The 1142-nt window shown below is 50.3% G+C and carries 1 protein-coding gene and 1 rRNA gene; one reads left to right on the forward strand and one right to left on the reverse strand.

Annotation, left to right across the window (positions count from 1 at the left end; translation table 11 throughout):
- The coding region (locus CRT24_RS20935; protein ID WP_218962609.1) for a hypothetical protein at positions 1 to 262 on the forward strand (262 nt) is incomplete at its 5' end.
- A 629-nt stretch (positions 263 to 891) separates the two neighbouring features.
- Here the strand turns inward: CRT24_RS20935 and rrf are convergent.
- Positions 892 to 1003: ribosomal RNA gene (gene rrf, locus CRT24_RS15620) — 5S ribosomal RNA — on the reverse strand.
- Positions 1004 to 1142 lie beyond the last annotated feature (139 nt).

Raw genomic sequence — 1142 nt, forward strand, 5'->3', positions numbered from 1 at the left:
TGCCCAGGTCCAGCTCGACCGCGATACATCCACGAAAAAGTACCCCCAAAAGGTCAACGGGAACAAATCCTTCGGAAAATTAAAGGAAAACCTGATAGCCATCTTTTTCAAAAACAGGGAAAGGGAAATCCTCAGGGAGCTCACGGCCTATTTCCTCAAGGACACATTGCCCATTCGAAAGGGAAGATCGTTCCCAAGGCAGCTTAAGACCTCGAATAAAAAGTGCAAGCACAGGACCTACACAAACTACAAACCGGCATGATAAAATCCTTAACTTAATGACATTGCCCGATGGGGTTGTGGTATTATCTGAATTGATATTTCAAGGCAAACAACCCTGTTAAAGGTGTAACTATTATAACCCCATCACCTTTAAATTCCGTGGCATATCCTTTGCCAACCGACACAGCTCGTATTGCCATTCCATGGCAGGGTAATGTTACTTTTGAGGCGCAAAAGTAACCAAAAACGCCCGCTCATTTAAGGTGGCCTGTCGCACGGGTCCGACGCACATGGAAAGGATGCCTTGTTGCCGAGGATGCCGTTCTGTCAATTATCTCTTTGGAGGAGATAATTGACCGAAAGCATCCAAGGGCAATCCCGGCGCACAATGGCCGCGGCATCCTGTCCATCCTGCCGCCACTGGAAATGAGCGGATCCCGGCTGTGGATATCTTGACGGTATTACTGAAGACTGGATCGATGGATCTGAATGGCCCGACGCCATGGTCGGTGTCCCCACCGACCATCACCTGCAATGTGTATGCCGCCTGCCCTTCGGCTCCGCTCGGGGACCGAAGGCGGCCGCCGGCCCCGGGACATGGGCACACTTTGGAACCGCCATAAAACAGGAAAGCCCGATGTCCTCCTGGACAACGGGCTTCCGTATAAAATTAGGCACCGACCTACTCTCCCACCTGTTACGGCAATACCATCGGCTCTGGCGGGCTTAACTTCTCTGTTCGGAATGGGAAGAGGTGGACACCGCCGATATAGGCACCTGAATACCTTTTTGACAGACTGATCTGTCATTGACATGTTATTGGAAGAAAGGATGTTAAAAAGAGAGAGGACAACAGACTATCCGCATTGGAAAGCTTCGGGCTATTAGTACCACTCGGCTTTGGTCTCTCAACCTTTACA

Source organism: Sphingobacterium sp. 1.A.5 (assembly GCF_002734235.1).
Lineage (GTDB): Bacteria > Bacteroidota > Bacteroidia > Sphingobacteriales > Sphingobacteriaceae > Sphingobacterium > Sphingobacterium daejeonense.